The following is a 25363-nucleotide window of genomic DNA, read 5'->3' as shown; positions in this document are numbered from 1 at the left end:
CTTTCGCTCATTAACGATAAATTAACATCAAAGGAACATTTGACCTGCACACATCCCCCTTGTTTCACATGCGTGTCGTTGGCCACGGTACTGTGAAGCAAACAGTGAAAGGTCGAACGCCGCAGGAGTCTCATCCTGCATTTACTTATCACGCCCTACGTTAAAAACAGGAAATGTGTATGAGTCAATCGCGAATATCTACATTAAAGGGGCAGTGCATTGCCGAATTTCTGGGCACGGGCCTGCTGATCTTTTTCGGCGTTGGCTGCGTCGCCGCCTTGAAGCTGGCCGGTGCAAGCTTTGGACAATGGGAAATCAGCATCATCTGGGGCCTTGGCGTCGCCATGGCGATCTACCTCACGGCCGCAATTTCCGGCGCTCACCTCAACCCCGCAGTGACCATTGCGCTGTGGCTATTCGCCTGCTTTGATGGGCGCAAGGCCGTCCCCTATATCCTTGCGCAAATCGCTGGCGCCTTCTGCGCCGCCGCACTGGTTTACGCCCTGTACTACAATCTGTTCTACGCGACCGAGCAGGCGCAGGGGATCGTGCGCGGCAGCGTGGAAAGCCTGAGCCTGGCCAGTATTTTTTCGACGTATCCCAATCCGCAGATCTCCGTTCCCCAAGCCTTTCTCGTGGAAACGGTGATCACCGCCATACTGATGTGCCTGATCCTGGCGCTTACCGACGACGGCAACGGCATTCCGCGCGGCCCGCTGGCCCCTTTACTCATCGGCATCCTCATCGCCGTGATAGGCGCCTCAATGGGGCCGCTGACCGGGTTTGCCCTGAATCCGGCGCGTGACTTCGGTCCTAAACTGTTTGCCTACTTCGCGGGCTGGGGCAAAGTCGCCTTCACCGGGGGCCGGGATGTTCCCTACTTCTTGGTTCCCATTCTGGGCCCAATTGTCGGTGCGAGTTTAGGCGCCTTCGGCTATCGGAAACTCATCGGCCGCAACCTACCCTGCGATGTCTGCCCCACCGATGACGCCAGCGCAGCGCCTGGCGAAACCCGCAACGTGTCTTCCCGATAAAGGACCACTTCTATGACTCAGGAAAAGAAATACATTGTTGCCCTTGACCAGGGGACCACCAGCTCCCGCGCCGTCGTGCTGGACCACGATGCCAATATCGTCAGCGTTTCCCAGCGCGAGTTCGCACAAATTTATCCGAGGCGGGCTGGGTGGAACACGATCCGATGGAGATCTGGGCGTCCCAAAGCGCCACACTGGTCGAGGCCCTCGCCAAAGCGGGGATCAGTACGGACGAAGTCGCCGGCATCGGCATTACCAACCAGCGGGAAACCGCCATTGTCTGGGAAAAAGACACCGGCAAACCGATTTACAACGCCATTGTGTGGCAGTGCCGCCGCTCCGCCGAGATCTGCGAGCAGCTGAAAAAGGCCGGTCTGGAAGAGACCATCCGCGACCTCACCGGTCTGGTCATCGACCCCTATTTCTCCGGCACCAAGGTCAAATGGATTCTGGACCATGTGGAAGGCTCTCGCGAAAGAGCGCGGCGCGGTGAACTGTTATTCGGCACCGTCGATACGTGGCTAATCTGGAAAATGACGCAGGGCCGCGTGCACGTTACGGACTACACCAATGCCTCGCGTACCATGATGTTCAACATCCACACGCTGGACTGGGACGACCAGCTGCTTGATGCGCTGGATGTTCCCCGCGCCATGCTGCCGAGCGTGCATTCGTCGTCTGAGATCTACGGAAAAACCAATATCGGGGGCAAAGGCGGCACGCGAATCCCCATCGCGGGCATCGCGGGCGACCAGCAGGCGGCGTTGTATGGTCAGCTGTGCGTCAGCCCCGGCATGGCGAAAAATACCTACGGCACCGGCTGCTTCCTGCTGATGAATACCGGTACGGAAGCGGTGAAATCCGAACATGGCCTACTGACTACCATCGCCTGCGGCGCGCGCGGCGAAGTTAACTATGCGCTCGAAGGCGCAGTCTTCATGGGCGGCGCGTCCATACAGTGGCTGCGCGATGAGCTGAAAATTATCGGCGACGCGACGGACTCCGAATACTTCGCCGGCAAGGTGAACGACACCAACGGTGTTTACGTCGTCCCCGCTTTTACCGGGCTGGGCGCGCCCTACTGGGACCCCTACGCCCGCGGCGCCATCTTCGGGCTGACGCGCGGCGTCAACGTCAACCACATCATCCGCGCCACACTGGAGTCTATTGCCTATCAAACACGTGATGTGCTGGATGCCATGCAGGCCGATGCGGGAACGCATCTGCATTCTCTGCGGGTCGACGGCGGCGCGGTCGCCAATAACTTCCTGATGCAGTTCCAATCCGACATTCTAGGAACGCGCGTAGAGCGCCCCGTGATCCGCGAAGTCACCGCGCTGGGGGCCGCCTTCCTCGCCGGTTTGGCGACCGGATTCTGGAACGATCTGGATGAGGTCAAAACCAAAACCGCGATCGAACGGGAATTTCGTCCCGGCATTGAAACCGTGGAGCGCAATTATCGCTATCGCGGCTGGCAGAAAGCCGTGGCGCGCGTACGTGCGTGGGAGGACCACGATGACTAAATCGTCCGCAGCTTAAATCCTTCGCAATATTGATCGGGCGCATCTGCCGCGCCCATTTTCTCCCCGCCGCTTTATCGCCCGTTCCTACCCCTGTGATAATATTGCCGCACTTATTCTTGCCAGAAATAACGGACAGATATCCATGAAACGTGAATTAGCCATCGAGTTTTCCCGCGTCACCGAGGCAGCGGCGCTGGCCGGTTACAAATGGCTGGGGCGCGGCGATAAAAACGCGGCGGACAACGCGGCGGTTCAAGCCATGCGCATTATGCTGAATCAGGTCGACATTGACGGTCAGATCGTCATCGGCGAAGGTGAAATCGACGAAGCTCCCATGCTGTACATCGGCGAAGCGGTAGGAACCGGTCAGGGGGATGCAGTGGATATCGCCGTCGACCCGATCGAGGGCACCCGCATGACGGCGATGGGCCAGGCCAACGCGCTCGCCGTATTAGCCGTCGCGGAGAAAGGGGCGTTCCTGCACGCGCCGGACATGTACATGGAAAAACTGATTGTCGGTCCTCAGGCCAAAGGCGCGATCGATCTGAATCGTCCGCTGGAAGAAAATCTGCGCGCGGTCGCGAAAAAACTGAACAAACCGCTGCATGAATTGACGGTCACCACGCTGGCCAAGCCCCGTCATGACGCCATCATTGCCGACATGCAGCGCCTGGGCGTGAAGGTCTTCGCCATCCCGGATGGAGATGTAGCTGCGTCTATCCTCACCTGTATGCCGGACAGCGAAGTCGATGTGCTGTACGGCATCGGCGGGGCGCCGGAAGGCGTGATCTCCGCGGCGGTGATCCGCGCGCTGGACGGCGACATGCAGGGTCGCCTGCTCGCACGCCACGAAGTGAAAGGCGATAACGAAGAAAACCGCCGTATCGGCGAGCAGGAATTGGCACGCTGCCGCGAAATGGGTATCGAGGCCGGCAACGTACTGGCGCTGGGGGATATGGCCCGCAACGACAACGTCATCTTCTCCGCCACCGGTATCACCAAGGGCGACCTTCTGGAAGGCATCGCCCGTAGCGGCAATATGGCAACGACGGAAACGCTGTTGATCCGAGGCAAATCTCGCACCATTCGCCGGATCCGTTCGACCCACTACCTCGATCGCAAAGATCAGGCGCTACATGAATTTCTGTTATAAAACCTAAACTCACACTGTTTCACAGCTGTTAAAAGATCGCGTATCTTAGGAGCCGACATACATCGGCTCTGTATCGGAGAAGACCCTATGCACAGCCATGTTAATTTATTTTCAGAGCGGGATATCGTGCCTCTCGCGGCAGGCTGAAACAGGAGTATTCGATCTATGGCAGTATGGCTAACGGGAAAGGTGGTTGAGGTAGAAAATTGGACGGAAAGTCTGTTCAGCCTCCGGGTACGCGCCCCGGTCAATACATTCACCGCCGGGCAGTACGCCAAGCTGGCGCTGGATGTCGACGGGGAGCGAGTGCAACGCGCCTACTCTTACGTGAATGCGCCCAGCAACGATACGCTGGAGTTCTATTTAGTGGATGTGCCGGAAGGCAAGCTCAGCCCCCGTCTGCATCAGCTTAAAGACAACGACGAACTGCTTATCACACAGGAAGCCGCCGGCTTCTTCGTACTGGAAGAAGTGCCGCCCTGCGACACACTATGGATGCTGGCGACCGGCACGGCTATCGGTCCTTATCTCTCCATTTTGGAGGAAGGCCGCGACCTAGAACGCTTCCAGAACATCGTGTTGGTGCATGCCGCGCGCTTCGCCCGCGATCTGAGCTATTTGCCGCTCATGCAACAGCTGCAACAGCGCTACAACGGCAAGCTGCATATTCAAACGGTCGTGAGTCGTGAAGAGTCAGCCGGTTCACTCACCGGACGCGTTCCGGCGTTGATCGCCAGCGGCGCGCTGGAAGCCGCGGTCGGCCTGCCGATGGATGCCGCGACCAGCCATGTGATGGTGTGCGGCAATCCGCAGATGGTGCGGGATACGCAGCAACTGCTGAAAGACGAACGACAGATGACCAAACATCTGCGCCGTCGCCCCGGTAACATTACGGCGGAAAACTACTGGTAAAGATCAGGAGCGGAGCCGCAACGGCTCCGGCTCTGAGCCAAATCGGTTAGCGCCCGGCGTTCCCGCGAAAGAACCGCAGTCCAACAGCATCATGATGCCAATCAACGCAGGAATGAACCTCCCCAGCCCCCATTGTCCGAGCGACGACAGCATATACCAGTTGCCGCTGCCCAATAGCCACGCCAACACGAGCAACAATGCCCACCACCCGCTCTTGTTGCGGTCATGCAGTCGTTTTATCAGTACCGCAGAGGTGGGCCACATCAACGCCACTAGCGCGAAGGCGGCAGTCTGAGTCGGCAACCAGTTCTGCCCCGCCAATGCGAAGAGCGCAATTGTCAGCACCACCCAGGTCACCATCCACAGCCAAAATTCCCGCCGCCCAAGACGGCCACGAAAAGAAAAACACCACTGTTGCACTGTCATCTCAAGCCTATTCTGATAGCTGTTTTCTGGCGACGAGTTTACCTTAATGAACGATTTCTCTCGTATTTTTTACGCGAATTTTGACAATCCCTAACTAATACCGCTTTAATCACAAGGCCGCTTTACGGCATAACGGCTACTGCGACGACATTAACGAACACGCTATGAAAAAATCTCTACTTATCCTTTGCTTGCTCACCGCCGGAATACATCAGGCCAGCGCCGTCAGGGCAGACGCGCTGTTTCAGCACAAAGGTCCTGCTGCGCCCTATCTGCTGGCCGGCTCGCCGACGTTCGACATGACTATCGTCCAGTTTCGCACTCGTTATAACCTCAGCAATCCGACGCTGCCAATGGGGGAATACCGGGTCGTAGATACCAATGAGGACGCCCCCATGCTGACCCGCGCCGCCAGCAAGATCAGCGATATGCTGTACTCCTCTACCGCACTTGAGAAAGGCACGGGCAAGATCAAAACGCTGCAAATTACCTTACTACCGGGCTTGAAAGATCCTGACGAAGCGGGCCGACGCAAACAGGCGCAGGAGTACATGGCCGCGCTGCTGCGGGTATTTGTTCCCTCGTTGACGCGTGAACAAAGCCTGAGAAAAGTCGACACGCTACTGGCGCAAGGTAAGGGTCATCCCTTCTTCCAACAGGAGGAGGGAGCGCTGCGATATGTGGTGGCAGATGGGGGCGAAAAAGGGCTAACGTTCGCGGTTGAACCGATTAAGCTCACGCTGGCAGAATATTGATCAAAGCCGTTATTAGGCACGAAAAACAGAGCCACGAGGTCTTTTCATCTTTATACTGTCGTCAGGTTACACTGCCGAGCGGCAGTGACGTATTGATTAACTTGCTATCCGTCTGGAGGAAAAAAGATGCGACACCCCTTAGTCATGGGCAACTGGAAGTTGAACGGTAGCACCCACATGGTTCACGAACTGATTGCCGGCCTGCGTAACGAACTGTCCGCAGTCGCGGGCTGTGACGTAGCAATCGCTCCGCCAGCTGTTTACCTGGGTCAGGCTAAACACGAACTGTCTGGCAGCCGTATTGCCCTGGGCGCGCAGAACGTTGATGTAAACCTTTCCGGCGCATTCACCGGCGAAACCTCTGCCGACATGCTGAAAGACATCGGCGCTAAATACATCATCATCGGTCACTCAGAACGCCGCACCTATCACAAAGAAAGCGATGAATTCGTTGCTAAAAAATTCGGCGTACTGAAAGAAGCCGGTCTGACTCCGGTTCTGTGCATCGGCGAAACTGAAGCAGAAAACGAAGCGGGTCAGACTGAAAGCGTTTGTGCTCGTCAGTTGGATGCCGTTCTGAACACGCTGGGCGCCAAAGCTTTTGAAAATGCCGTTATCGCCTACGAACCTATCTGGGCTATCGGTACTGGCAAATCCGCCACTCCGGCGCAGGCGCAGGCTATCCACAAATTCATCCGTAGCCACATCGCTAAACAGGATGCCGCGGTAGCAGAACAGGTCATCATCCAGTACGGCGGTTCCGTTAACGCGTCCAACGCAGCTGAACTCTTCACTCAGCCGGATATCGATGGCGCGCTGGTTGGCGGCGCTTCACTGAAAGCAGACGCTTTTGCCGTGATCGTAAAAGCCGCAGCAGAAGCCAAAGGCGCGTAACGCCCAACGGTCTTTTGTTATCGGTATGAAAACGGCTCCTTCTTGGAGCCGTTTTTTTATGGGTGACATTATTCCGCGCGCGCGGACGGGATCTGCTGAGTGATGCAGTGGATATTTCCTCCGCCCAGCAAGATTTCACGCGCGGGCACGCCGCTGATCAGGTGATCAGGGAACATTTGCTGCAATAATGCGTGCGCCTGACGGTCCGTACGTTTATCCAGCAACGGATAAATCACCTGACGATTGCTGATGAGAAAGTTGACGTAAGACCCCGCCAGACGAGAACCGGCGATACGCTCAATCGCTTCCCCGTCGACGTCGACCCCCTCCGCTTCAGCCTGGGTCATGAAAAGCGGACCCGGCGCAGGCAATTTCCAGATTTTCAGATGTCGACCGTGTGCATCACGCGCCTTAGAGAGCACCTGATACGCCGCCATGGAGCGAGCATATTGGGGATCGTTTTCATCTTCGGTCCAATGCAGCGCAACCTCGCCGGGACGCACGAAGCAGCACATGTTGTCGATATGCCCGTCCGTCTCATCGTTGTAAACGCCGGACTCCAGCCAGATAAAGGCCGATACACCCAAATAATCCGTCAGCAATTGCTCGATCTGCGCCTTGTCCAAATGCGGATTGCGGTTGGGATTGAGCAGACACTCCACCGTGGTCAGTAGCGTACCTTCGCCGTCGGTATGGATAGAACCGCCTTCCAGCACCAGTGGCGCGACATAGCGAGCGTCGTGGTGGTGGGCCAGCACCTGCTGCGCGACCTGTTCATCTTGGCGCCAGTCCGTATACAAACCGCCCAGCTCTCCGCCCCAGGCGTTGAACTGCCAGTCGACGCCGCGGCGTTCTCCCGCGGGATTAAGCACCATCGTCGGCCCGGTGTCGCGCATCCAGGCATCGTCGCTCTCAATCTCAACCAGCGTGACGCTGGCGGGCATGATACTCCGCGCACGCGCCATCTCCGCCGCCGGGACGCCCATGAAGACCGGCGTGGTCTGAGCAATCGTCGCCGCAACGGTGGAGAAAGTCTGCTGCGCAGGGATAATGTCCTCTACCGAGCGCCAGTTGTCGCGGCGATACGGCCACAGCATCCAGACCGCTTCCTGCGGAGCCCATTCAGCGGGCATAGCGAAACCGTCCTGAAACGGGGTGGTCAGCTGTGACATGATTTATCTCCAGGTTTTGCCGTCGGAAGTGCCGATCACGCCATACATCTCCGGGCGGCGGTCGCGGAACAGGCCCCAGGTTGCACGCATCTGTGCGATCTCCTGCAGGTCGAAACTGTGCACCAGCACCGCTTCGTCGGTACGGCTGGCCTGCTGCACCAGCGCGCCGGTCGGATCGGCGATGAAGGAAGAGCCGTAGAACGTCATTTCCAGCCCGTCGATATACTTGCTGGCTTCCGTTCCGATACGGTTGGAGGCGACCACCGGTACCAGGTTGGCGGCGGCATGACCCTGTTGTACACGCGTCCAGTGAGGCTGGCTGTCCCAGTCTGGGAAAGCAGGCTCAGAGCCGATGGCCGTCGGGTAGAAGATGATCTCTGCGCCCATCAGCGCCAGACTACGGGCGGTTTCCGGGAACCACTGATCCCAGCAGATGCCCACGCCAACCTTGGCGTATCGGGTCTGCCACACTTTGAAGCCGGTATCGCCGGGAATGAAGAACTGCTTTTCCTGATAGGCCGGGCCGTTGGGGATGTGCGTTTTACGATAAACGTCCAGCACGCTGCCGTCCGCATCGATCATGACCAACGAATTGTAGTAGGCGTTATTGGCACGCTCGAAGAAACTCAGCGGCAACACCACTTCGAGCTCGGCGGCCAGCGCGGAGAAATGTTTGATTAGCGGGCTGTTGTCGAGGCTCTGCGCCAACGCGTAATGTTCAGGATTCTGGTCGATGCAGAAATAAGGCGCGGCGAACAGTTCCTGGATCAGAATGATTTGCGCGCCCTGTGCGTGCGCCTGCCGCACCAGTTTTTCCGCATTGTCGATATTTCTGGGCAGGTCCCAGGTGCAGGCCATCTGCGTGGCGGCAACAGTCACTTTTGTCATGCGAAACCTCGATAATTTCTGCGATTATGCTCTTGCTGAACCGCCGGAAAAGGCGAATTCAATCAGCGCCAATAAAAGTTTAGGTCAACCTATCACCCTGTGCCTGCGGATGACAGCCAAAAGAAATCCCGCCCCCTGAGGGACGGGATTTCATACACCCTGCACAACGGGCCGACTACCAATCAGAACAGTTTTTTCGCCGTTTCCAGCCAGTCGCCCTTGAATGGACGTTTCATGTTCTCGATAGCGTCGATAATATCATGGTGAACCATTTTTTCATTCTGGATCCCAACGCAACGGCCGCCGTATCCCTGCAGCAGCAGTTCGATAGAGTAGGCGCCCATGCGGGAAGCCAGAATGCGGTCGTAAGCGACCGGAGAACCGCCGCGCTGGATATGGCCCAGAACGGTCGCACGCGTTTCACGCCCGGTTTCCTGCTGGATGTAGCTGGCCAGCTCGCCCACATCGCACATCAGTTCGGTGATGGCAACGATAGCGTGTTTTTTCCCTTTGGCAATCCCGCCTTTGATTTCAGCGACCAGGTCTTCTTTTTTGAAGTCGACTTCCGGCACCACGATAAACTCGCAGCCGCCAGCGATAGCCGCCGCCAGGGTCAGGTCGCCGCAGTGACGGCCCATGACTTCAACAATGGAAATACGCTGATGAGAGGAAGACGTGTCGCGCAGACGGTCAATCGCTTCAACGACCGTGTCCAGCGCGGTGAAGTAACCGATGGTGTAGTCCGTACCGGCCACATCGTTATCGATCGTGCCCGGCAAGCCGATGCAGGGGAAACCCATTTCGGTCAGACGCTTGGCACCCATGTAGGAGCCGTCGCCGCCGATAACGACCAGCGCATCCAGACCGCGTTTTTTCATGTTTTCTACGCAGACCTGGCGCACGGATTCTTCACGGAATTCAGGGAAACGGGCTGAGCCCAGGAACGTACCGCCGCGGTTGATGACATCTGACACGCTATAGCGGTCAAGCTGCGTCATGCGATCTTCATACAAACCCAGATAGCCATCATAAATTCCATAAACTTCCAGTCCTTCCGTTAATGCAGCGCGCACCACTCCGCGGATAGCGGCGTTCATGCCTGGCGCATCGCCACCGCTTGTGAGTACTCCGATTTTCTTAATCATGACAACCTCTGGATTTGTAGATGTTAATTCGCAGATTTTTGATATCGTGCGCGAAGTTTGCGGCAATCAACACCGACAACGCAAACCTCTCACCTTCTTGTACGCATTTTATAACAAATACCCTCGGCTGAATTGATTCAAGTCAGGCTTAAAGACCAATAATTTCCTTGTGCAGTATCACATATTTACAAAATTATAACGCCTACGTGATCATTCTCGGTTGAATCAAATGTTCCACCATCCGCGCTGGGCGTCCGGAACAGCCGATATTGGGTCCTGGTGGATAATGATATCGGCATCGGGAAAGCGTTGCAGCAATGCTTTCTCCAAATCGTCCGCAATCTGATGAGATTTCACCAACGGCAGGGTATCTTCCATTTCCAAATGCAGCTGGATAAACCGTGTCGGCCCCGCCCGCCGCGTTCTTAGTTGATGCGCGCCGCTGATCCCCGGCCACGCGGCAACGATATCGGTAATTTCCTGCCGTTCTTCATCCGGCAGCGCTCTGTCAAGGAGGGCTTGAATGGCATCGTACGCCATCCGCAAAGCGCTGTACAAAATATATGCGCCGATACCCAGCGCGAAAACGGCGTCCGCCCAAGTCACGCCTTTCCAACTCAGTCCCAACGCGACCAGGATCGCTCCATTCATCATCACGTCGGATTGATAGTGCAGCATATCGGCGCGCACCGCCTGACTGTGAGTACGAGCGACCACCCAGCGCTGGAATGCGACCAACAAACCGGTCACCACCAGCGCCACAATCGTCACCCATACCCCGACGGCTGGATCCTTAAGCTCTTGAGGAGAGATCAGATGTTGGAAGCCGGTTAGCAGCAGAAACAACGCCGAACCCGAGATAAACATGCTCTGAGCTAACGCGGCGAGAGACTCGGCCTTGCCGTGACCGAAAGTATGTTCGGAATCCGCCGGCTGCAGCGAATAGCGCACCACCAGCAGGTTAATTAACGAGGCGGCGATATCCACCAGCGAATCAACCAAAGATGCCAGCAAACTGACTGACCCGGTGTACCACCACGCAAAAACCTTCAGAGCAAAAAGCGACAGCGCCGTTAAGGTCGCCAAAATAGCGGCGGTCGTCACCAGGCGCCCGTAGCGTGAATCCATACTCACCTCCCATGAAAACAAGACGTTAAGTATAGCGGATCGGGCTGATGGGATCCGAACAGGCGCTTTTGGCAGTCAACGTATCTTTGGAAACCGGCACTAAGGCCGCAATATTTTTTGCAGTCGCGTCTGTTCCCATCGCGCCAGCCGCCCACGCAGCAGGAACAGTTTTATCGCTCTCAGCATCAGGATCCCGCCCCAGATCAGCAGCGGCCAGAGAAACCAGTGGCTTTGGGGAGCGGCAAGTCGATTGATGACAAATAGCGCCAGATTAACCACGATGAACAACATCACCCCACGCCAGAAGCGGCTTTCTTCCCGCACCTGACGCCGGGCGTCTTGAATACGCTGCTCCAGCGGTTCACCCGCCCCCTGCGGCGTCGCGCCGTTTTCCATCAACGCGGACACCTTGACCTCAAAGGCGGCGGCAATCGCACCAAGGGTTTCCAGACTGGCGCGTTCACCATTTTCTATGCGCTGTATTGTCCTGACGCTCAATGAAGATAGCTCAGCAAGCTGCTCCTGCGACCAGGCCCGGTTGAGTCTTAACGATTTTATCGGATTCATCTCTCTTTCCCATAATGGTAAAACACGCCGATGAGCGTATACCCCGCACGCTCTATGCAACACGACAGCCACCCGACAGTAACGTGACAGCGCACAGACACCCTGTCGCCGACCAGTGTCGCCCGCGATGAGCGCCGTAGACAGATCGCCGACTTCAGCAGACAATCGTGCTATCACTCTACGCTGTAACTAAGGCTTCCTCCCTTGAGACACCGTCCTGCTTCCCGACTTTTGGTCATCGACCCGGCGCAACGCGTTCTGCTGTTTCAGTTCTCCCATCACGGGGATACTCTGGCGGGGCAAATCTATTGGGCCACGCCCGGCGGTGCCGTTGAAAGCGGAGAAAGCGTTGAAGAAGCGGCGCGACGAGGACTTTGGGAAGAAACCGGGTTCGCGACGGCATCACTCTCCCCCTGTATCGCCACGCAGACATTCTCTATGAGGTTGGATAACGGCGAAGAGGTCATCGCCGAAGATCACTTCTTTATTGTTCACGTCGACCACGCAGCGATCGACGCCAGCTGCGGGAGCGACAACGAAAAACGCGTTATAAGCCAGTACGCTTGGTGGTCTTTTGCTGAACTGGCCCTGACAGAAGATACGTTCTCCCCCGATAACTTGCTCTCACTGCTACAGAAACATCTCACGGATTAAGACGCCCAAGGGCGTCAGCGCGCCAAAAAGGGATAGGTAAAGCACAGCAGATGGATGAGGTTCAACGCGAAATGAAATGCCGTCGATACCCACAGCCGACCACTCCACCACCAGGCAGCGCCGTAAATAAGTCCGGCCAGCCCGGCAAAAATCATCATCAGCGGCCCTGCCTGAAAGTGCGCCAGACCGAATAATGTTGCGGTCACGATCAAGGCTGGGACAGGACCTGCAAACTGCGTCAGGCGTCTTTGCAAATAGCCGCGAAACAGTGCTTCTTCCGCCAGAGAAACGAATAAGAGATTCGCCAATACAAACTGGCCCAGCCATACAGGCCAGTGCAACTCGAATCGTAAACCACCGAGGGTGACGGCCAGCAGCAGCAGGGCCGGCACCGTCAGCATCAGTAGCCCCCACTGCCAACGCGGCCTTGAGACAGGCGTCGCCTTGTAAAACAGATCTGGGATCGCTATCCACAACAGGAACGGCGCAATAGCCTTATCAAGATTGTAATAGAGCGAAAAAGGGGCACTGTGCTGACCCGCCACAACACGCTCAAGCACTTTGGGGTTGTGAAAACCGGGCACCAGATGCAAAAACAGCAGTACACAGAGCAGAACTAACAGCCCTTCGCCGCCGACCGCAATCCACTTTCTGTCCCGATAATGATGCAGCCAATATCCTATCAACATCGCCACGCAGAGCGTTCCCACGGCAGGCAGTGTAATAACGCCCTGCAGCCAGGCACAAATTAACGTGAATGCCAGCAACACCCCAGCGACGGTGTGATGTACTGCCAACGCGACAAGCGCCAAGCCCAACAAATACTCCATCTTAACTCTCCGTTGATGCTTTTTAACGATGCGTCCTTGCCGCCGACCGCTCTGTCCGTCGGAATAGCTTCAGCGCTCAGACAAAACTGCGCTAAACCATGCACGGTATAGCGCCAGACAAAACGTCATGAACCATAGCCGTAATTTCGCGCGAAACGCCGTAAACATGGTCTGTGATTAAGGCACTGTTTAGAAAAGGGAGGGAGGAAAGAGGGAAAAAAACCCCGCAGCGCCACAGCGAATGTTCGTGTAGTAAAACATTTGCCGGGAATTCGGATGCATAACTATGCGACAAAGCGATTCCAGTGCATGGAAAAATTTTGGGGGGCGGCTGAAGCGTTGTGCGTAACAAGCGTTATGGTAAACCATTAATTAATAACATATTTATTGACGCAAAAACCACATGGAGCGGATTTAGTGGAGCACAATAAATTTATGCAATATGGCCGCGGGTTAGGCCTATGGCAGAATCCCCGGGAAAATATTAAGCCAGAACCCGTAACGTACTTCAAAGATGACCCCATTTACCTCACCCCCGCAAAAGGAAAATGGGTCGATCAGATACAACAGTGCAAAAAAGAAAATAACCCATTAGAGAACGGTGTCTTTATCTGGACAGAAATTAAGGGGAGCGGTCACGCATTTATTTCCATTCATGAGGGGAATAATGCAACTGTCTTTACCTATGGTCGCTTTGGTAGAAGATCTGGGATTGCCGGGGTTATGGGTGATGGCATCTTAAATTTTTACAGTTTGAAGATGCGAGGGGATATTACAGAGAAGAACCGTACAAAATGGAGGCGAAAGCATTTCTCATTACAGATGCCGATCCGAAAATTGCAAAAATGTACTTTGAAAATCTGTGGCGCTCGGGAAGCAAAGTAAAAGAGTCTCAGTTTATGGGGGACAGCACTAGAAGAAACGGCCACACAATCGATCAATATGATGTTACGGGAGTTAACTGTACAACTCATACAACAAAAGGGGTGAAAATTGCGGGGTCACAAGTTTTTGAGGACAGTTACACCCTTAGTTATCAAATTCGGATTGATTATGAAGAAGATTTTGCCGTGCCATTATCACTGCAAAGATATTTAGAACAGAAAGGTACAGAGTTCTCCATGCTCGTTGTTGATGTGACAAGTGAGTTTAAAAAACAATACCCGAACATCGCTAACTACACTCCAACGAGCGAAATAACCGTTAATATGGTTGTGAATAGGGGAGCTTCAGAGGTTGCCTCTGGTATTGGTAAGGTTTCGCCTTATTCTGGGGGTACTATCGGTGGGTTACTTGATGGAATGCACGATGTTAACAAGTAAGAGCAAGACGGCAATTCGGTGGTTCAGTATAGTTATTGTCTCTTTTTTTATTATTTACTGATAGCTATTGCTTCTCTTTCTTTTGGACATATTCATGAGAAGGAAAGTATGCTGTTTGCTGATAAAACTATATCTATTGAATACCATAGAGCTAGCCTAGATGCGGTGCTGGAGGCTACAAACGTAGTATATTGGGCTGCAATAATAGGCTTCCCTGTGTGCATGATCCTGATTTTGATTATATTTAAAAAGATTAGATAGTTGCGCTGACTTCAAAACTACATCTTATTAATCAATAGGCTATACTTTAATGCGCTGAGTAATTTTCAGCTATCATTGGCCTCAGCAATTATTCTGAAGACACTGATTGAACAACTCCCCGTTGATTAGCCATACTCTGTTATTAGTTATAATTTCATCTTGATCACTGCACAAAAAAACCCGCGTCAAAGCGCGGGTTTTCATATTACTACATGGATGGGTCATCCATACTTTCTGGCAAATTCTTCATCTGACTCGCAGAGATACAGAACGAACTCAACAAAAGCAATTAATGAGGGGATGAATGTCCAGCAGAAGATCAGATAAAGCAATCCCTGACCGATTTTCCCTAAATAAAACTTGTGAGCGCCAAAACCGCCAAGGAAGAACGCGAACAGCGCTGCCGCCATGCGGCTTTTAGTTCCCTGAGGCTGCGAAGACTGTGTTGCACCACAGTGCGGACAGGCATTAGCAGATACGTGAATTTCCTTACCGCAACCACGGCAAAAAACCATCCCAGACATAATCACTCCATAATTAACTTGTTTTAATTCCGAACAACTTATCGGCAGGCCAAAGGCAAACCTTTACCTAAAATTTTCATTAGCGTTAGCATCAATCCCTAGGTCCACATTTTATGGACTTTCTCCACAGGCAGAATGCCTTTCGAAATACCATCACCATCGGCTTAACTCGCCACAGAGCCGAACTGATATGATTGGTAACACATCTTGAATCTCAGAAGAGAAATCATGCGAGAGGCGCTCACTCTGCCATGAGTGGATATCGCGAAAACGCTCTGTGACCAGTGTCCACCCTAGTCCACTGTTTTAAGGTTATTTTATGGGTTAAGCATAAAAAAAAGCCCTCCATCAAGGAGGGCAAATAGACAGGGATGGTGTCTATGGCAAGGAAAACAGGGTTTATCTTCTACACACAACGTTTGACTATCTAGCGACTACTCACGGTACTGCTCAGGAATTCCGACTTTACGTTACCTACGCATCACCAACCGGTTCACCGAGGCACGCTGAAATACTTTTCCTGCTGATTCGCGACCGATATCTGCTCGCGAATCACTTCCATATGCTGCTCATGCTTGTGACGCAGCACTTCTTTCTGTTCCGGCGTCAGCAGGCTGTACATCTGATTACGCACCCGGGCCATTTCCACCTGACGTGCAATCTGCTCCCGCGTCATTTTGTTGATTTGCGCCCGTACTGCCGCCTCATCGAATTTTTCAGCTATAACCAACTGGTACATCGTTTCAACATCTTGCGCGGAATAAGGAGGCATGTCGTGCCGCACTTCCTGCATCAGATCACGCATCTGTTGGCGTTGCTGTTCCGTCAACTTCACACCATCGAACATCCTTTGCTGACTAGGAATGCGTTTCGTGGCGGAGTCATTCTGCGTCAATTCCTCCATCCCGAGCCCCCCGGCGTCGGCTGCCGTAGCGATGCCGGATCCCAGCAACAGCAGTGAAGCGAGAGACAACAAGGTGGTGCGCCGCATCAATAACTCCTCAGTAAGTTGTACCGCTCAGCGAATTGATGGGCTCAGTCTAAACACCCCGCTGCAAACATGCGTCAGACGGTGTAAAACTACGTAAAGTCATGGAATAGCGGCAATCTATGGCGTATTTTGCCCGAGGAGGTAGGTAACTCATGAATAAAATCCTATTGGTTGACGATGATAAAGAGCTGACTTCCTTGTTAAAGGAACTGCTCGAGATGGAAGGGTTCAACGTGGTGGTGGCCTATGACGGCGAACAAGCCATGAGCGCGCTGGACGATTCAATAGATCTGCTGCTGTTGGATGTCATGATGCCGAAGAAAAACGGCCTTGATACCTTGAAGGAACTGCGTCAACGCCATCAGACGCCCGTCATTATGCTGACCGCGCGCGGCAGCGAGCTGGACCGCGTGCTGGGTCTGGAACTGGGCGCCGATGATTATCTGCCGAAACCGTTTAACGACCGGGAGCTGGTAGCGCGAATCCGCGCGATTCTACGTCGCTCCAACTGGACGGATCAGCAACAGGTGGGCGAAACGACGGCGCCGACGCTGGAAGTGGACGCGCTGCGTCTGAATCCCGGCCGTCAGGAAGCCAGCTTCGACGACACCGTGCTGGATTTGACCGGTACCGAGTTTACCTTGCTGTATCTGCTGGCTCAGCGCCTGGGTCAAGTCGTCTCCCGCGAACACCTGAGTCAGGAAGTGCTCGGTAAACGGCTCACGCCCTTTGACCGCGCCATCGACATGCACATCTCCAATCTGCGGCGTAAATTACCTGACCGCAAAGACGGCCTACCGTGGTTCAAAACCCTGCGCGGACGGGGCTATCTGATGGTATCCACGGCATGATCAACAGCCTGACTGCCCGTATTTTCGCCATATTCTGGCTGACGCTGGTCCTGGTGCTGATGCTGGTACTGATGCTGCCCAAGCTGGACTCCCGCCAACTGACCCCGCTGCTCGAAAACGAGCAGCGCCAGGGGCTAATGCTAGAACAACACATTGAAGCGGAACTGGCCAACGACCCGGCGAACGACCTGCTGTGGTGGCGTCGGCTGTTTCACGCCATCGAAAAATGGGCGCCGCCCGGCCAACGCCTGCTGCTGGTGACCACCGAAGGACGCGTCATTGGCTCACAGCGCCAGGAAATGCAGATAGTCCGCAACTTTATCGGCCAGTCCGATAACGCCGACTTCCCTCAGAAGAAGAAATACGGGCGCGTCGAGCTGCTAGGCCCGTTCTCCGTCAGGGATAGTGAAGACAACTACCTGCTGTACCTGATCCGGCCCGCCAGTAGCCCACAGTCCGACTTCATCAATCTGCTGTTCGACCGCCCGTTACTGTTGCTCATCGTCACCATGCTCATCAGTAGCCCGCTGCTGCTGTGGCTGGCCTGGAGCTTGGCGAAACCGGCCCGCAAGTTGAAAATCGCGGCTGACGAAGTCGCTCGAGGCAACCTGCGTCAGCATCCCGAACTGGAGTCCGGCCCACACGAGTTTCGTGCTACCGGCGCCAGTTTCAACCAGATGGTGAGCGCGTTGGAGCGCATGGTGACCGTGCAACAGCGTTTGCTGTCGGATATCTCTCACGAACTGCGCACGCCGCTGACCCGACTGCAGTTATCCAGCGCGCTGCTCCGCCGTAGGCAGGGCGAGAGCAACGAACTGACCCGCATTGAAACCGAAACTCAGCGTCTGGACAGCATGATCGGCGATTTGCTGGTGCTATCGCGTAATCAACACAAAAACGAACTACATCGTGAGCCGCTAAAAGCGGACGAACTGTGGAACGATGTGCTGGACGACGCCAGCTTTGAAGCGGAGCAAATGGGCAAAACGCTGAACGTGCTGTCGCCTCCCGGCCCATGGCCGCTGTTCGGCAATCCGTCAGCGCTCGACAGCGCACTGGAGAACGTGGTCCGCAACGCGCTACGCTACTCTAGGACACATATCGAGGTCTCCTTTTCCGTGGACGGTCAGGGCGTCACTATTCTCGTCGGCGACGATGGCCCCGGCGTCAGCCCGGAAGACCGGGAACAGATCTTCCGTCCCTTCTACCGTACCGATGAAGCACGCGATCGCGAATCCGGCGGAACCGGCCTCGGACTAGCGATCGTCGAAACGGCCATCTCGCAGCATCACGGCTGGGTCAAGGCGGACGCCAGCCCTCTCGGCGGCCTGCAATTGACGATCTGGTTACCGCTTTACCACCGCTGACCGCACCTCGCAGAAAGCGGAAGAGCGCTCTGCTCTTCCGCCCCGGACTTCCCCTTTGCATTGAGTTTTTTCCGCCGTCGGGTAGAGTGTAAATATCATAAGGTCGCCTAATCAGCGGCCTGCAACGCCGCCTTCGGCGCCAGCCGTCATCCGGGCAGCGTTCCTGAAATCGCCTGACACCTCACCCACAGGAAAAGGACATGAAAGGATTAGCCCTACTGGCTGGTTTGGTTACGACATTACTGATTTCTCCTGCTCACGCCTCCGGCGACGGCGTATGCGGTTTCACCGACGCCGACTGCGGTATGCCTGCACTCCCTTACCTGCTACCGGATAACGATACCCGCACCAATCTGATGCTGTTGCAGAGCAGCCGCAACAAGATTGCGCTCCCCATTCCGCAGCCAGAACCCGACCAGGGACAGTCGCGGACCGACCCCTTTACGGCCTATCGCGTGATGGGTCTGGTCGCCACGGAATCCCCTGACGAAACACCCTCGCCCTCTTCTGACATCGCGGATGCTCAAGTCATACAGGTGGAAAATGCCGAATTGCTTCCCAAGGCGGAACGACTGCATCTGCCTGCGCCCATCATCGAAAAACTCAAAACCCTGTCGCCACAGGATATGGAAGGGCGTGGGATCTCCAACGGCCTCAGCACGTTGGGCGATTTTTTCGACGTTCTCAGCAGTGACGCCGACCTGACGGAGGCGCAAAGGATCCTACTGGCGCAGGGTCGCATCGCATTGGTCTCCGGGGATTACACCGCCACCCGCGCCGCACTGGATAAAGAATCAACACTCGCCAGCGGCCATGCGGCCGATTTCCGCCACTACCTCAATAGCGCGCAAGCCTTCTACAACGGCGAGCTGGAGCAGGCCGACAGCGACTTTCAGTCGTTGCTGACCGCCGGACAGCCCTGGGTCGCTGAAACCGTCCGCTATATGCTGATTCGCGTCGCGATCAACCAGGCAACCCAGCATGCGCTGGATGAATACGGCATGTTCGATATCCGCAAAACGGACAAAGCGGCCGGACAGCGCGCCGTCGAACGTATCGGCGACTATTTGAAGCATTATCCGCAGGGATCCTATGCCGATTCAGCCCGCGGGCTCTATCGCCGCGCCTACTGGATGAACGGAGACCACATCGCGCTGGCCAACCTCTATCGTCAGGCGCTCGAATCGGTCAATAACGTCCCCGCCCTACTCGGTATCAGCAACGAAATCGACGACAAATTGCTGGAGAACAGCGATTTCGTCTCGTCCGACAGCGTGCCGTTGCTGAATCTGGTGCAAGACCTCAAACGGTTGAGAAGTTCGGACGGCTGGATGAACTTACCGGCGTTGACGCAAACCGAAATTGAACAGCAGCGACCCGGGTTCGAACGCGCGGGCATGCACGCTGAATTGCGCTATCTGCAAGGTGCTTTCCAGTTCTATTCCCAGCGGGATTACGAAACGGTGCTTCGCATTCTTCCTGCCGCCACCGGCCAAGACCTGACGGATACGGTCGCCTATAGCAGTCAGGTGCTGCTCGGACTGGCGCTGGAGCAGTTGCAGCGATGGCAGGATGCCGAAGCGCATTGGCGTCATCTGCTGACGATGCACACCCTTTACACCCAACAGCAGTTCCTCCAACTGGCGCTGGCCCAGACGCTGGTCGACAGCGGTCATCCGGAGCAGGTGTTTGCTGCGAACAGCCCCATCAAAAATTTGCGCTTTCGTTCCGCCATTCTCAAGGTCAGCGCCGACGCCGATCTGCTGCGCCAACAGACCGGTCCGCAGCAGACGCCCGCCGAGCGCGCTATCGCGCTGGATACGCTGCTTACCAAGGAGATCACGCACCGGGACTACGCCGGGTATCTGAAGGACAGCGAAAAACTCGCCGACATTCCTCCTCTGAAAAGCTCCGAAAACATGAGTTGGGACGAGGAAGATTTGACGGCATTCTCCTGGGACGGCCGCGATACCGAGGAAGGCTATCAGTGCCCGAGCCTGCAGGAAACGGTGGTACGTCTGAACCAAAACCCGCAGGACGCGCGCGCCGTTAACTGCCTGGGCGAGTTCTTCCTGCGTACCGGCAATACCGTGGGTTTCGACTGGGGGGAAAACAACATGCTGAACGGTCTGACCGACGCCAAAACCCAATATCAGGGCCAGGAGTTTAATCGGCTGGACGGCTATATTGAGGTTATCGCCAACCCGCAGGCGCCGCCGGAAGACAAAAGCTACGCGCTCTACCGTGCGATCTACTGTTACTCACCCAGCGGCTACAACAGCTGCGGCTCTCAAGACATCAGCAAAGCCACTCGCAAAGCCTGGTTCAGACAGCTCAAAACAGAGTTTAAGGGCAGCCAATGGGCCGAGCAGCTCAAATACTACTGGTAGCGCGTGGCTTTTTCTTCGCCAGCCTGCTCTTCGCCAACGTTAATGCGGGCGCGACGACCGTCAACGCCGCTCACTATAACGCCTTTTGGCTGTGGGCGGCCGTACAGCCTCAGCCGGTGCTTCATCAGGCCGACACGCTGTATCTTCATCAGGGGGAAATTGCTCGGCGACGGGGCGAGGTGGTCTTCCTGCGTCAGGGGCTGCCGGCCACCAAGCTGACCGTAAAACATTTATGGCTGTCGTTTCGGGTTTCCACACTGGACTTCGGCGAACCACAGCTGGCGCGGATGCTGAGTATCGCCCAACGCTGGCGCGCGCTCGGCAATCGGGTCGAAGGCATTCAAATTGATTTCGACGCCGCCAGCCATCATCTCTCCGGTTACGTCGCTTTTTTACAGCAACTGCGGCAGCACCTGCCCTCGGACTACCGTCTTAGCGTGACCGGGCTGCTCGACTGGGCCAAAACCGGCGAAGTTGCGCAGATTAATCGGCTGAAAAAGGTGGTGGACGAACTGGTGGTACAGACCTATCAGGGCCGCCGCACGGTAAGCCATTACGCAGAATACCTTCCGGCACTGTTAACCTTACGGATTCCGTTCCGGCTTGGGCTGGTGCAGCACGGTCGCTGGGACGAGCACTGGCAGCATCGACTGTCTGCCTCGCCATATTATCGCGGGGCCATCGTCTTCCTGCTTAATCCTCCGCCCGTCAAGCGTACGGCGTTGACGCGTTAGCTTCGACCGCCGAAGCCATTCTGGCGCCAGGCTTCGTAGCTGATAATCGCCACCGAGTTGGAGAGGTTCAGACTACGGCAGTCCGGCTCCATCGGGATGCGGATGCGATACTCCGGCGCGATGCCGTTACGCACAGAGTCCGGCAACCCAGCCGTTTCCGAACCGAATAGCAACACGTCTCCAGGCTGATAGGTGGGGCAATCGTAGGGCTGACTGCCTTTGGTCGTACAGGCAAAAATGCGACAGCCGGGCACCGACGCCAGAAAGGCTTCGTAATTCGCATGACGCTGGACCACGGCCAAATCGTGATAATCCAGTCCGGCCCGACGCAATTTCTTCTCTTCGAAGTCAAAGCCCAGCGGCTCAATGAGATGCAGGGAGCACCCGTTATTCGCCGCAAGCCGGATGATATTGCCGGTATTGGGCGCAATCTGCGGTTCGTAAAGCGCAATATGGAACATTCAGATAACGTCTGTCGTCAAAAAGGTGGCGGCAGTATATCGTATCCCAGCACACCACCCCAGCCTGCGGGCGACGGCGAAACGATTAACGACTAAACTTAGGCGACAAGCGGCTTTCCCGCGGAGGACGTATGCACCACAACGTGATTCGGACAGTCATGCTCGGCGTTTTACTCTTGCCGATGACCCTGGCGGCAAATGCAGCCCCCTTGCCCTCAACCCAGCAACAGCAGTTTGAAAACGGCATCAGTAGCCAGAAGCGGCTACAGCAACAGATGCAGCAAGACCAGAAGTTGCAACAGCAGCGCTTGAATCAAAGCATCCAGCAAAACAGCGCCGCCCGGCAGCAGCAACTCAGGCAACAACAGCAACAAACGCAACAGCGCGTGATGCCGTCCACCACGCCTTAGCTAAGCAGGGTTAGATCCGCACGCCCATCAGCGTCAGGATGAGCGGCGTGGTCACCGCCGCCAGCAATGTGGAGAGCAACAGGCTGGCGGCCACCGGTCCGCCCAGTGCGTTGAACTGGCGCGACATCAGATAGATATTCACCCCCACCGCCATCGAGCCCAGCAGAACGACGGCCCGCGTCTCCATTTCCGGTAAGCCCAACGCCACCGCCAGTACCCAAACCACCAATGGCTGCACCAACAGCTTGATGACGCAGATGGCCGCGCTGATTCGCCAGCCGTCGCGGATTTGATACTCCGCCAACCCCATCCCCAACGCCACCAGCGACAGCGGAACGGCGCTCTGGCCCAACATATTCACCGAACGCTCAGCAATCTCCGGCAACGGCAGGCCGGTAAAGCCGAACAGCGTGCCGGAGAGAATCCCGATGATCAGCGGATTTTTGAGCACGCCCCGCGCGGTGGCGGTGAATCCCTGAAGGGATAGCGAGCCATTGCGAGCCCACTCGACGGACACGGTGACCAGCGTCCACAGGATCAGGCCATTGAAGATCAGCACCAGCGCCACGGAGGGGATGGCCGCAGGTCCCAGCATCATCGTGGCGATGGGCAAGCCCAGCATGACGTTGTTAGAGAAAATGCCGCTCAGCGCAAAGACAGAGCCGGAGACGCCGTCCAGCTTGAACACCCGTCGTGCCACCACGCGGCCCAGCACAAAAACCACCAGGCAACTGCCGAAAAAAGCGATCAGCAGGCGAGCATCCACCGCAGGCCGGTCGGCGAAATCACACATCATACGGAATAGCATCGCGGGTAGCGCGATGGCGAAAACGAAGCGGGTTAACGCATCAGGGACGACCGTCGGCCAATGGCCGATGCGGATGAGGCCGTAACCCAAGGCAATCAGAACGAACAGCGGTAACGACAAATAAATTTGGTGCCAGAGTGAAACGATAAACGCGGACATCGTCCTTCTTCCTTAATGTTCGCGTCATCACCCCACTCGCTGCCTGATGACGGCAGATCCACGCCTTACCTTCCTGGTAAAAACGAGGCTGCCGGAAACCAATATCACGTGCGGATGGGGTGGAAAACGCCGAAATTTAACCGACATGCCATGGCGGATGCAGGCTCCGTCGGGCAGGTTTAGTCGGCGATCTCCGCTGCCCCAATCAAATCTATCCGGTCGGTGCAGATAGCGTCAACACCCCACCGCAATAAGTCTTGCGCCCGTTCCGGCTGGTTGACGGTATAGACCAGAATCCTCAGTCCGGCCTGCTTTAACTGCGCCACACGCGCTTCGTCGAGCAGCGCATGATGAAGGTGAATCGACACGCACGCCAGCCGTTGCGTCAACGTCAGCCAGTCCTCGCGCCACGCGTCCAGCAGCAGCCCGCGAGGTAGTTCAGGCGCAGCCTGTTGAGCCGCGGCCAATGCCTCAACCGAGAAGGAAGACAGCAACGGCGGAACGACCCGATGTTGCCACAGTTCCCGTGCCGCCAACGCGACGACCCGGCCGGTTTCCGCTTCTTCGCCGGTGGTCGGCTTGATTTCGAGATTCACCAGCATATCGTAACGGACGCTGCGCTGCGCCACGTCCGCCAACGACGGCAGATGTTCGCCGCGGAATGTCCGGCCAAACCAACTGCCCGCGTCCAGACGGGACAGCTGCTCCCAGGTCTGCTCGCCGGCAATCCCCCAACCGTTAGTGGTGCGATCCAGCGTGTCATCGTGCAGCAGGAAAACCTGCCCGTCGCACGAAAGTTTGGCGTCAATCTCAATCATTCGGTGGCCGTAACGCGCGCCGGCGTCGATCGCCGCCAACGTATTTTCCGGCGCCAGTGAACCGCCGCCGCGATGGGCGACATAAGCAGGATAAGGCCAAGAGTGTGTCATCGTTCCATCCGTAATCCGCTCTGCGAATCAAATATATGCCACGACGAGGCCGGCACATGCAGCCAGAGGGTAGCGCCCACGGCCGGACAGTATTCGTGCGACAGGCGCACGACGACATTCTGCCCTGCCCACTGTCCATACGCCAGATTATCCGCACCCAATAATTCCACCGTGTCGACCGTCATCGGCACCGCATTGTCCGGGCCTTCCGCCAGAAGAATATGTTCCGGCCTGACGCCTAGCGTCACTTCCCGCCCCTGCCACGTCGGTTTCGACGCCGGAAGCATTAAAGACAGCGTTGGGGACAAGATAAGCCGGTCGCCGTCATCGCCGATTCGGCCCGAGAGCAGATTCATGGCGGGCGCCCCGATAAAACTCGCGACAAACAGCGTGGCCGGGCGGCGATAGATCTCGGCGGGCGCGCCAATCTGTTCAGCCACGCCATTGTTCATGACAATCACCCGCTGCGCGAGCGTCATCGCCTCCACCTGATCGTGCGTAACATACAGGCTGGTCGTTCTCAGCCTTTGGTGCAGCTGCCGCAGCTCCAGCCGCATTTGGACACGCAGCCGGGCATCCAGATTCGATAACGGCTCGTCGAACAAAAATACCGCCGGCTCGCGCACGATGGCGCGCCCCATCGCTACCCGCTGGCGCTGGCCGCCGGACAGCTCACGCGGCTTACGCTCCAGTAACGGCAGCAGCTCAAGAATACGCGCGGCTTCCTCGACCCGTTTGCGGATCTGCTCTTTGCCGAACCCCCGAATCTTCAGCCCGTAGGCCATATTTTGGTAGACACTCATGTGCGGATAGAGCGCGTAGTTCTGGAATACCATCGCAATACCGCGATCTTTGGGCTCCCGCTCCGTCACCCGCTCGTCGCCGATATAGATATCGCCGCTGGTGGTTTGCTCCAGACCCGCAACCATGCGCAGTAAGGTCGACTTACCACAGCCCGACGGACCGACCAGCACCACGAATTCCCCATCAGCGACGTCCAGATTGATGGGCTTGATGATCTGCGTTTTGCCGTCGTAAGACTTAGTGACGGCCTGTAGTTTTAAAGATGTCATAA

26 protein-coding genes and 1 pseudogene are annotated in these 25363 nt (G+C 56.1%); 14 read left to right on the top strand and 13 right to left on the bottom strand.

Going from position 1 to position 25363, the window contains the following annotated elements; translation table 11 throughout:
- Positions 1 to 179: 179 nt before the first annotated feature.
- The 4 genes and pseudogenes from AU511_RS02650 (at position 180) to fpr (ending at position 4622) form a co-directional block, all read left to right on the top strand.
- Positions 180 to 1034 (top strand): MIP/aquaporin family protein, encoded by an 855-nt coding sequence (locus AU511_RS02650; protein WP_094108682.1) that lies wholly within the window; start codon positions 180 to 182, stop codon positions 1032 to 1034.
- 12 nt (positions 1035 to 1046) lie between these two features.
- Positions 1047 to 2557 (top strand): annotated as a pseudogene (glpK, locus tag AU511_RS02645) (glycerol kinase GlpK).
- Between the two features lie 142 nt (positions 2558 to 2699).
- Positions 2700 to 3710, top strand: a complete 1011-nt coding sequence (gene glpX / locus AU511_RS02640; RefSeq protein WP_094101600.1) for a class II fructose-bisphosphatase — start codon at positions 2700 to 2702, stop codon at positions 3708 to 3710.
- Between the two features lie 165 nt (positions 3711 to 3875).
- Entirely contained in the window at positions 3876 to 4622 is a 747-nt protein-coding gene (fpr, locus tag AU511_RS02635; RefSeq protein WP_094108681.1) for a ferredoxin--NADP(+) reductase, read from the top strand.
- Positions 4623 to 4625: 3 nt separating this feature from the next.
- Here the strand turns inward: fpr and AU511_RS02630 are convergent, their stop codons facing one another.
- Positions 4626 to 5048, bottom strand: a complete 423-nt coding sequence (locus AU511_RS02630) for a DUF805 domain-containing protein (RefSeq protein WP_094101598.1) — start codon at positions 5046 to 5048, stop codon at positions 4626 to 4628.
- 164 nt (positions 5049 to 5212) lie between these two features.
- Here AU511_RS02630 and AU511_RS02625 point away from each other — a divergent pair, with 164 nt between their 5' ends.
- Positions 5213 to 5803: a DUF1454 family protein gene (locus AU511_RS02625; RefSeq protein WP_094108680.1), complete on the top strand. Its 591-nt coding sequence runs from the start codon at positions 5213 to 5215 to the stop codon at positions 5801 to 5803.
- A 126-nt stretch (positions 5804 to 5929) separates the two neighbouring features.
- Positions 5930 to 6697: a triose-phosphate isomerase gene (gene tpiA / locus AU511_RS02620; protein ID WP_094101596.1), complete on the top strand. Its 768-nt coding sequence runs from the start codon at positions 5930 to 5932 to the stop codon at positions 6695 to 6697.
- A 68-nt stretch (positions 6698 to 6765) separates the two neighbouring features.
- Here tpiA and aguA read toward each other — a convergent pair whose 3' ends face one another.
- From aguA to AU511_RS02595, 5 genes are all read right to left on the bottom strand, one after another.
- A complete protein-coding gene (gene aguA, locus AU511_RS02615; protein WP_094108679.1) occupies positions 6766 to 7869 on the bottom strand; it encodes an agmatine deiminase in 1104 nt (367 codons plus the stop codon).
- A gap of 3 nt (positions 7870 to 7872) precedes the next feature.
- The gene (gene aguB / locus AU511_RS02610; protein WP_094101594.1) at positions 7873 to 8757 is read right to left on the bottom strand and encodes an N-carbamoylputrescine amidase; all 885 of its coding nucleotides are present in this window, start codon (positions 8755 to 8757) and stop codon (positions 7873 to 7875) included.
- Between the two features lie 182 nt (positions 8758 to 8939).
- Entirely contained in the window at positions 8940 to 9902 is a 963-nt protein-coding gene (gene pfkA, locus AU511_RS02605; protein WP_074729076.1) for a 6-phosphofructokinase, read from the bottom strand.
- A 225-nt stretch (positions 9903 to 10127) separates the two neighbouring features.
- Positions 10128 to 11030, bottom strand: coding sequence for a CDF family cation-efflux transporter FieF (fieF, locus tag AU511_RS02600; RefSeq protein WP_094108678.1), 903 nt, complete (start codon positions 11028 to 11030; stop codon positions 10128 to 10130).
- A gap of 99 nt (positions 11031 to 11129) precedes the next feature.
- Positions 11130 to 11597 (bottom strand): 2TM domain-containing protein, encoded by a 468-nt coding sequence (locus AU511_RS02595; RefSeq protein ID WP_094108677.1) that lies wholly within the window; start codon positions 11595 to 11597, stop codon positions 11130 to 11132.
- A 204-nt stretch (positions 11598 to 11801) separates the two neighbouring features.
- Between AU511_RS02595 and AU511_RS02590 the strand changes: the two genes are divergently transcribed.
- Positions 11802 to 12251, top strand: coding sequence for an NUDIX hydrolase (locus AU511_RS02590; RefSeq protein WP_094108676.1), 450 nt, complete (start codon positions 11802 to 11804; stop codon positions 12249 to 12251).
- A gap of 14 nt (positions 12252 to 12265) precedes the next feature.
- Here the strand turns inward: AU511_RS02590 and AU511_RS02585 are convergent, their stop codons facing one another.
- Positions 12266 to 13081 carry a CPBP family intramembrane glutamic endopeptidase gene (locus tag AU511_RS02585; RefSeq protein ID WP_094108675.1) on the bottom strand — a complete coding sequence of 272 codons (816 nt, stop codon included), beginning with the start codon at positions 13079 to 13081 and terminating at the stop codon, positions 12266 to 12268.
- A 417-nt stretch (positions 13082 to 13498) separates the two neighbouring features.
- Between AU511_RS02585 and AU511_RS17625 the strand changes: the two genes are divergently transcribed.
- Together AU511_RS17625 and AU511_RS17620 are read left to right on the top strand one after the other, a co-directional pair.
- Complete coding sequence (locus AU511_RS17625) at positions 13499 to 13966, top strand: hypothetical protein (RefSeq protein ID WP_240503748.1); 468 nt, start codon at positions 13499 to 13501, stop codon at positions 13964 to 13966.
- Positions 13876 to 14403 carry a hypothetical protein gene (locus AU511_RS17620; RefSeq protein ID WP_240503747.1) on the top strand — a complete coding sequence of 176 codons (528 nt, stop codon included), beginning with the start codon at positions 13876 to 13878 and terminating at the stop codon, positions 14401 to 14403. The genes AU511_RS17625 and AU511_RS17620 overlap by 91 nt, the downstream gene beginning before the upstream one ends.
- 482 nt (positions 14404 to 14885) lie before the next feature.
- On the opposite strand, the gene AU511_RS02570 is transcribed toward AU511_RS17620, so the two are convergent.
- Both AU511_RS02570 and cpxP read right to left on the bottom strand, forming a co-directional pair.
- The gene (locus AU511_RS02570) at positions 14886 to 15188 is read right to left on the bottom strand and encodes a TM2 domain-containing protein (RefSeq protein ID WP_094108674.1); all 303 of its coding nucleotides are present in this window, start codon (positions 15186 to 15188) and stop codon (positions 14886 to 14888) included.
- 493 nt (positions 15189 to 15681) lie between these two features.
- Entirely contained in the window at positions 15682 to 16179 is a 498-nt protein-coding gene (gene cpxP / locus AU511_RS02565; protein WP_094108673.1) for a cell-envelope stress modulator CpxP, read from the bottom strand.
- A gap of 152 nt (positions 16180 to 16331) precedes the next feature.
- Here cpxP and cpxR point away from each other — a divergent pair, with 152 nt between their 5' ends.
- The 4 genes from cpxR (at position 16332) to AU511_RS02545 (ending at position 21521) form a co-directional block, all read left to right on the top strand.
- Complete coding sequence (gene cpxR, locus AU511_RS02560; protein WP_094102267.1) at positions 16332 to 17030, top strand: envelope stress response regulator transcription factor CpxR; 699 nt, start codon at positions 16332 to 16334, stop codon at positions 17028 to 17030.
- Complete coding sequence (gene cpxA, locus AU511_RS02555) at positions 17027 to 18397, top strand: envelope stress sensor histidine kinase CpxA (RefSeq protein WP_094108672.1); 1371 nt, start codon at positions 17027 to 17029, stop codon at positions 18395 to 18397. The genes cpxR and cpxA overlap by 4 nt, the downstream gene beginning before the upstream one ends.
- Positions 18398 to 18597: 200 nt before the next feature.
- Complete coding sequence (locus tag AU511_RS02550) at positions 18598 to 20787, top strand: PA5441 family protein (RefSeq protein WP_094108671.1); 2190 nt, start codon at positions 18598 to 18600, stop codon at positions 20785 to 20787.
- A complete protein-coding gene (locus AU511_RS02545) occupies positions 20757 to 21521 on the top strand; it encodes a DUF3142 domain-containing protein (RefSeq protein WP_094108670.1) in 765 nt (254 codons plus the stop codon). The genes AU511_RS02550 and AU511_RS02545 overlap by 31 nt, the downstream gene beginning before the upstream one ends.
- On the opposite strand, the gene AU511_RS02540 is transcribed toward AU511_RS02545, so the two are convergent.
- Entirely contained in the window at positions 21518 to 21982 is a 465-nt protein-coding gene (locus tag AU511_RS02540) for a tRNA (cytidine(34)-2'-O)-methyltransferase (protein WP_094100360.1), read from the bottom strand. The two genes, AU511_RS02545 and AU511_RS02540, sit on opposite strands and share 4 nt — an antisense overlap.
- 131 nt (positions 21983 to 22113) lie before the next feature.
- Here AU511_RS02540 and AU511_RS02535 point away from each other — a divergent pair, with 131 nt between their 5' ends.
- Positions 22114 to 22392 (top strand): hypothetical protein, encoded by a 279-nt coding sequence (locus AU511_RS02535; protein WP_094100359.1) that lies wholly within the window; start codon positions 22114 to 22116, stop codon positions 22390 to 22392.
- A gap of 10 nt (positions 22393 to 22402) precedes the next feature.
- Here AU511_RS02535 and AU511_RS02530 read toward each other — a convergent pair whose 3' ends face one another.
- From AU511_RS02530 to AU511_RS02520, 3 genes are all read right to left on the bottom strand, one after another.
- Positions 22403 to 23359, bottom strand: a complete 957-nt coding sequence (locus AU511_RS02530; RefSeq protein WP_094108669.1) for an AEC family transporter — start codon at positions 23357 to 23359, stop codon at positions 22403 to 22405.
- 179 nt (positions 23360 to 23538) lie between these two features.
- Entirely contained in the window at positions 23539 to 24288 is a 750-nt protein-coding gene (gene ugpQ, locus AU511_RS02525; RefSeq protein ID WP_094108668.1) for a glycerophosphodiester phosphodiesterase, read from the bottom strand.
- On the bottom strand, positions 24285 to 25361 hold the full coding sequence (locus tag AU511_RS02520) for a sn-glycerol-3-phosphate import ATP-binding protein UgpC (RefSeq protein WP_094108667.1): 1077 nt from the start codon (positions 25359 to 25361) through the stop codon (positions 24285 to 24287). Before AU511_RS02520 ends, ugpQ begins: the two co-directional genes overlap by 4 nt.
- Positions 25362 to 25363 lie beyond the last annotated feature (2 nt).

This window comes from Lonsdalea iberica (genome assembly GCF_002111585.1).
Lineage (GTDB): Bacteria > Pseudomonadota > Gammaproteobacteria > Enterobacterales > Enterobacteriaceae > Lonsdalea > Lonsdalea iberica.
Note: the sequence above shows the minus strand (reverse complement) of the source record. Positions and strands in the feature narration are given on the sequence as shown.

What these genes read in the sequence shown, in the direction of transcription:
- ugpQ (WP_094108668.1), bottom strand. Translation starts at nt 24,288, where the DNA reads ATGACACACTCTTGGCCTTATCCTGCTTATGTCGCCCATCGCGGCGGC.
- fieF (WP_094108678.1), bottom strand. Translation starts at nt 11,030, where the DNA reads ATGGATTCACGCTACGGGCGCCTGGTGACGACCGCCGCTATTTTGGCG.
- AU511_RS02520 (WP_094108667.1), bottom strand. Translation starts at nt 25,361, where the DNA reads ATGACATCTTTAAAACTACAGGCCGTCACTAAGTCTTACGACGGCAAA.
- AU511_RS17620 (WP_240503747.1), top strand. Translation starts at nt 13,876, where the DNA reads ATGGAGGCGAAAGCATTTCTCATTACAGATGCCGATCCGAAAATTGCA.
- AU511_RS02535 (WP_094100359.1), top strand. Translation starts at nt 22,114, where the DNA reads ATGCACCACAACGTGATTCGGACAGTCATGCTCGGCGTTTTACTCTTG.
- AU511_RS02650 (WP_094108682.1), top strand. Translation starts at nt 180, where the DNA reads ATGAGTCAATCGCGAATATCTACATTAAAGGGGCAGTGCATTGCCGAA.
- AU511_RS02595 (WP_094108677.1), bottom strand. Translation starts at nt 11,597, where the DNA reads ATGAATCCGATAAAATCGTTAAGACTCAACCGGGCCTGGTCGCAGGAG.
- AU511_RS02570 (WP_094108674.1), bottom strand. Translation starts at nt 15,188, where the DNA reads ATGTCTGGGATGGTTTTTTGCCGTGGTTGCGGTAAGGAAATTCACGTA.
- cpxR (WP_094102267.1), top strand. Translation starts at nt 16,332, where the DNA reads ATGAATAAAATCCTATTGGTTGACGATGATAAAGAGCTGACTTCCTTG.
- aguB (WP_094101594.1), bottom strand. Translation starts at nt 8,757, where the DNA reads ATGACAAAAGTGACTGTTGCCGCCACGCAGATGGCCTGCACCTGGGAC.
- AU511_RS02585 (WP_094108675.1), bottom strand. Translation starts at nt 13,081, where the DNA reads ATGGAGTATTTGTTGGGCTTGGCGCTTGTCGCGTTGGCAGTACATCAC.
- fpr (WP_094108681.1), top strand. Translation starts at nt 3,876, where the DNA reads ATGGCAGTATGGCTAACGGGAAAGGTGGTTGAGGTAGAAAATTGGACG.
- pfkA (WP_074729076.1), bottom strand. Translation starts at nt 9,902, where the DNA reads ATGATTAAGAAAATCGGAGTACTCACAAGCGGTGGCGATGCGCCAGGC.
- tpiA (WP_094101596.1), top strand. Translation starts at nt 5,930, where the DNA reads ATGCGACACCCCTTAGTCATGGGCAACTGGAAGTTGAACGGTAGCACC.
- AU511_RS02530 (WP_094108669.1), bottom strand. Translation starts at nt 23,359, where the DNA reads ATGTCCGCGTTTATCGTTTCACTCTGGCACCAAATTTATTTGTCGTTA.
- AU511_RS02625 (WP_094108680.1), top strand. Translation starts at nt 5,213, where the DNA reads ATGAAAAAATCTCTACTTATCCTTTGCTTGCTCACCGCCGGAATACAT.
- AU511_RS02550 (WP_094108671.1), top strand. Translation starts at nt 18,598, where the DNA reads ATGAAAGGATTAGCCCTACTGGCTGGTTTGGTTACGACATTACTGATT.
- cpxA (WP_094108672.1), top strand. Translation starts at nt 17,027, where the DNA reads ATGATCAACAGCCTGACTGCCCGTATTTTCGCCATATTCTGGCTGACG.
- aguA (WP_094108679.1), bottom strand. Translation starts at nt 7,869, where the DNA reads ATGTCACAGCTGACCACCCCGTTTCAGGACGGTTTCGCTATGCCCGCT.
- AU511_RS02630 (WP_094101598.1), bottom strand. Translation starts at nt 5,048, where the DNA reads ATGACAGTGCAACAGTGGTGTTTTTCTTTTCGTGGCCGTCTTGGGCGG.
- glpX (WP_094101600.1), top strand. Translation starts at nt 2,700, where the DNA reads ATGAAACGTGAATTAGCCATCGAGTTTTCCCGCGTCACCGAGGCAGCG.
- AU511_RS02545 (WP_094108670.1), top strand. Translation starts at nt 20,757, where the DNA reads ATGGGCCGAGCAGCTCAAATACTACTGGTAGCGCGTGGCTTTTTCTTC.
- AU511_RS02540 (WP_094100360.1), bottom strand. Translation starts at nt 21,982, where the DNA reads ATGTTCCATATTGCGCTTTACGAACCGCAGATTGCGCCCAATACCGGC.
- cpxP (WP_094108673.1), bottom strand. Translation starts at nt 16,179, where the DNA reads ATGCGGCGCACCACCTTGTTGTCTCTCGCTTCACTGCTGTTGCTGGGA.